The following is a 4,751-nucleotide window of genomic DNA, read 5'->3' on the forward strand; positions in this document are numbered from 1 at the left end:
CGCGGCTGCCGCGACGGCGGCATCCGCCGCATTGCCGCCCTTGCGGAGGACTTCGATCGCCGCAGCGGATGCCTCCGGGTCCACGGTGCTCACGGCACCGCCGTACCCGGTGGCGGTCGAGTCCTGCACCGTTTCCCGCGGATCGGCGAACGCGGGGGCGGCGACGGCTCCGCCCGTCACGGTCAGGGCCAGGACCGCCGTGACGGCCACCAGACCACGTGTCACATATGCCATAACCACTCCCGAGTTTGTGTGATGAATGTTGACAGGTTCCGTCACGCTACTACGCCCACGTGCGACACTCAACACCTGCCGGCGCAGCTGACGCCCGGACCATCCGGTTCGGGTGAGGCGCCGGCTGACGGAACTCCCCTACGGTCAGCGCATGGGACGAACCGGATCGACACTGGGCGCGGCCCTCCGAAGAGTGCTCGGATACTTCACGGTGAGCGCACTCTGCGGCGTACTTGCCGCCAGCCTCCTGGTCCCCGCCGTCGCCGGGGCCGGCGTTGCCCTCAGGGAATCGGTCACGATGTTCAACAACCTGCCCGCGGAACTGACGGTCGATTCGCCGTCGCAGTCCACCACGGTCCTCACCGCGGACGGCAAGACGATCGCCACCTTCTACGCGGAGAACCGGGTGAAAGTCGGGCTGGACCAGATGTCGCCGTACATCAAGGACGCGATTGTCGCCATCGAGGACCGGCGCTTCTACGAACACGGGGGTATCGACGGACAGGGAATCCTGCGCGCCCTCGCGTCGAACCTGACCAGTGGCGGCCGGCAGGGCGCGTCCACCCTGACCCAGCAGTACGTCACCAACGTCCTCAACGAGTCACTGATGTCGGCGGACAAGGGCGATCGGATTGTCCTCAATGGGCAGAAGACCATTGCCGACAAGGTCCGCGAAATGCGGCTCGCCATCGAACTGGAGAAGAAGTACACCAAGGACCAGATCCTTGAGGGTTACCTGAACATCGTGTTTTTCAGCCGGGATGCCTACGGCATTGAGGCGGCGTCGCGCCACTTCTTCAGCACCACTGCCAAGAGCCTGACGCTGCCGCAGGCCGCCCTCCTCGCCGGCCTGGTGAAAAGCCCCAGCTTCTACAACCCGGCAGTCCATCCCGACAACGCCATCCAGCGGCGCAACCAGGTCCTCGACGCCATGCTCACCCTCGGCCGGATCTCCCAGGCTGACTACGACGCCGCCGTCGCTACAGGGGTGGAACTCGCCGTCACGCCTGGGAAGCAGGGCTGTGCCGGCGCGGAGATGGCACCGTACTTCTGCGACTACGTGTCCCACCTGATCCTGAACAACCCGGCGTACGGCGTCGACCTCGCTTCCCGGGTGCGGAAGCTCTACCGCGGCGGCCTGACCATCACCACGACGCTGGATAGCCGGCTGCAGGCGGCCGCGCAGGAACAGGTCGATGCCACGGCCGGGGCCAACCCGGACAAGTGGGGCGCGGCGCTGGTCTCCATCGGACCGGGGACGGGGAAGATCCTGGCCATGGCGCAAAACACCGTGTTCCTCCCCGAACCCGGGAAGTTCGATACCCAGCTGAACTTCAATGTCGATTCGAAGGACGCCAAGGGCAATGACCTGAACGGCGCCGGCGGGTTCCAGCCCGGGTCCACCATGAAACCGTTCACGCTGGCGGAATGGCTCAAGGAGGGCAAATCCCTGGCCGAGACGGTGGACGCCTCCCGGCGGTCGTATCCACTCGATTTCAAGTGGAAATCCAGCTGCGGCAAGGTCCTCGGCGCCTTCAACACGAAGGAGAGGAACCGCGGCGCGGCGGACGACCTACAGAACAACGACGCCGGCTACTACCGCAAGATGCGCGTCGACTACGGGGTCTACAACTCCATCAACACCGCCACCTTCGCGGAGGCCGCCCAGCTTGATTTCTGCGGCATCCAGAAGACGGTGGATGCCGTGGGACTCCACAGCGGCCTTGATAACGCACAGGTCAACATGCATCAACTGGGCAACCTGCTGGGGGCGATTGGTGTGGCACCGCTCATTCTGGCCAACGCGTTTGCGACGTTCGCCAATGACGGCACGTACTGCGAGCCGGTCGCCATTGTGGAAGTGACCGACGCGGCGGGGAAGAATCTTCCGGCCGAGACCACGTCCTGCCGCGATGCCATCAAGCCCAACGTTGCCCGGGGGGTGAACTCCGTTCTGCAGGACGTGCTGAAAAAGGGGTCCGGCGTCTACATTAAACCCAAAGTCCACAGCAGTTTCCCGGTCGCGGCCAAGACGGGCACGTCCAATACCAACGGCGCCACCTGGGTGGTTGGCTACACGTCCGGCATTTCCACGGCGTCGTTCTTCGGCGACGCCCTGGAAGGCCAGAAACGGCCAGGCCAGAACGTCACCGTCAACGGCAAGTTCTACAAGAGCATCGACGGCTACATGCTCGCGGGCCCGCAGTGGGCCAACTACATGCTGCAGGTCGCCGGGCTCTATCCCGCCGCGGAATTCCCGCCGCCGCCGGAGTCCATGACCAAGAAGCCTGATCACAATGAGTAGTCATGCCACGTCCGTCTACGCGGCCGTTCGGCCCGAGTCCGGGAGGCTCCCGATGAGGGTGATGATCAGCGCCAGGTAGGCGATGAAGAACACCACCCACAGGATGAACAAACTAATCCCCACCCAGCCGAGCACCCGCCCTTCCGGCGCAGGCACCCCGAAAGCCTCAGCCTTCTTCGCCCGGGCGATGGCCAGCGGCCCAAACAAGGCCCCCAGGCTGAAGATCGACAGGATGCCAAAAACCGTGGCCAGCCGGGCGTGCCGCATGCCCTCCATGTACCAGCGCAACTGCCCCATCGTCACTGGCTGCAGATCCTGGTTCCGATAGGCATTTTGTGGTCCGTACTGGCTGGTCGACATGGGTCCCCCTGGTTTTTCCGTGGTGCTCGTAATGGTTGCCGTCACAGCATATGGCGTTGGAGTAAGACCTGCCCGCACTGGTGGTCTCGCGAACCATGTTCAGCAGCAAAGAGGGTCACGCCGGAGTGCTCTGTCTGTCCGTTGCGCCTTCGGTCCCGACGGTTTCCGGGGCCGGAGTGCCGTCGTCCTCATAGTGCGAGGCGTTGGCGATGTGCCTCCCGGCGATGTAGCCGAATGTCAGGGCGGGGCCGAGATTGATGCCGCCAGCCGGGTAGTGCCCGCCCATGATTGAGGCCTGGTCATTGCCTGCCACGTAAAGGCCCTTGATGGGCCGGCCAGCGTTGTCCAGCACCCGTGCGCGGGAATCTGCGGCGAGGCCAGCGAAGGTGCCAAACGATCCAGGGACTATTTTTACGGCATAGAACGGTCCCTTCTCCAGGGCGCGCAGTGAGGGGTTGGGCGTGTTCTTCGGGTCACCGCCGTAACGGTTGAATGCGCTGGCGCCGCGGTTGAAGTCGGGATCCACACCCTTACGGGCGTTGTCGTTGAACTCTTCAACGGTGGCAGCCAGGGCACTGGGATCGATGCCGCACGCTTCGGCAAGTTCCTCGAGGGTGTTGCCCTTCTTCAGGTACCCCGAGCGCAGGTAGGGGAAGAGCGGAACCGGAAGCGGCTTGGCCATGCCCAGCGGGAACTTCCGGACGAATGCGGCGTCGGCGATCTGCCAGGCCTCGACCGGTTCGCCCTCAGGGGTGGCTTTGAGCAGTCCCTCGACGTAGTCGTAGTATCCGTTGGCCTCATTGACGAAGCGCTTGCCGTCCCGGCGGACTCCGATGCTGCCGGGCTTGGCCCGGTCCATGATGTGCGGGAATGTTCCGGTGCGTCCTGTCCGGTACGGGACCAGGGAGACCGGGCACCATGCTGCCGGGGACTCCAGATCGGTGTCGAAGCGGGCGCCCACGGCCTGCGCCATGGTGATGCCGTCACCCGTGGTCTCCTTCGGGGCCAGCGTCCAGTGCTCGCGGCCGGTCGGGGTCTTCGGGAACAGCTCGTTGCGGCGGTCGACGTCGTTGGGGAACCNCCCGCCGGCGGCGAGGACGACGCCGCGGGACGCCCTGATCTGCAGCTCACCCGCAGGGGAATGGACGACGGCGCCGGTCACGTTGCCTGACTCGTCGGTGAGCAGGTGTTTTGCGGGGGTGGAGACGCGGATGTCCACCCCCAGGTCGTCAGCGGACTTCAGCAACCGGCCGGTGAGCGCAGTTCCGTTGACGAGCTGCATGTTGCGCCGGTGCGTGAGGAGGTCCAGGACGTGCAGGCCCACCCGCCAGCCTGCATGGAACAGTCCCTGCACGTTGCCCTGGGAGGCGGAGAGAAACTTGGTAAGGTCCGGTCCTGCCATGATGCCCATGCCCAGGAAGGAGGTCTCATAGAGCTGGTGGCGCATCTTCGCGCGAAGCCCTGGCTTGATCCGGCGGGCGTTGAACGGCTTGGGCCCCACCGAACGGTTCCCGGTTCCCGCGCCGGGTGTGCTGCCGTAGATGTCGTTGATCTTGGCTCCGGGCACGAACTGGAGGCTGGTTTTGTTCTGGAAGAAGCCCACCATGTGCGGAGCCGCTTCAAGGAATGCGTCCACCCGGTCTTCCTGGTAATGCCTGCCGAGGCGGTGTCGCAGGTAGGTGCGGAAAAGTTCGCGGTCCTCGTTCACTCCCGCGGCTTTCGCCAGCGGGTTTCCGGGGGTCCACGCCCACCCGCCGGACCACGACGTGGCGCCGCCGCACACGTCGGCCTTTTCAACAACCACAACTTTCAGTCCGTGGTAGGCGGCGGTCACGGCGGCGGAAAGGCCGCC

The 4,751-nt window shown here is 65.1% G+C and carries 3 protein-coding genes and 1 pseudogene (1 of these 4 running past the window's edge); 1 reads left to right on the forward strand and 3 read right to left on the reverse strand.

The annotated features are described in order from the left end of the window. A pseudogene (locus tag K789_RS23495) lies at positions 1 to 234 on the reverse strand (gamma-glutamyltransferase); the annotation flags it as partial. A 151-nt stretch (positions 235 to 385) separates the two neighbouring features. On the opposite strand from K789_RS23495, the gene K789_RS0118375 reads away from it, so the two are divergent. Next, positions 386 to 2,539 carry a transglycosylase domain-containing protein gene (locus K789_RS0118375; protein ID WP_035740255.1) on the forward strand — a complete coding sequence of 718 codons (2,154 nt, stop codon included), beginning with the start codon at positions 386 to 388 and terminating at the stop codon, positions 2,537 to 2,539. Positions 2,540 to 2,554: 15 nt separating this feature from the next. Here K789_RS0118375 and K789_RS0118380 read toward each other — a convergent pair whose 3' ends face one another. Further along, a complete protein-coding gene (locus K789_RS0118380; protein ID WP_024368034.1) occupies positions 2,555 to 2,899 on the reverse strand; it encodes a hypothetical protein in 345 nt (114 codons plus the stop codon). Positions 2,900 to 3,014: 115 nt separating this feature from the next. Next, positions 3,015 to 4,751 carry the 3' portion of an FAD-dependent oxidoreductase gene (locus K789_RS0118385; protein WP_024368035.1) on the reverse strand. Its footprint extends 78 nt past the window's final position, so only the last 1,737 of its 1,815 coding nucleotides appear in the window; the start codon falls outside the window, past its right edge; its stop codon occupies positions 3,015 to 3,017.

This window comes from Arthrobacter sp. TB 26 (genome assembly GCF_000427315.1).
GTDB lineage: Bacteria > Actinomycetota > Actinomycetes > Actinomycetales > Micrococcaceae > Arthrobacter.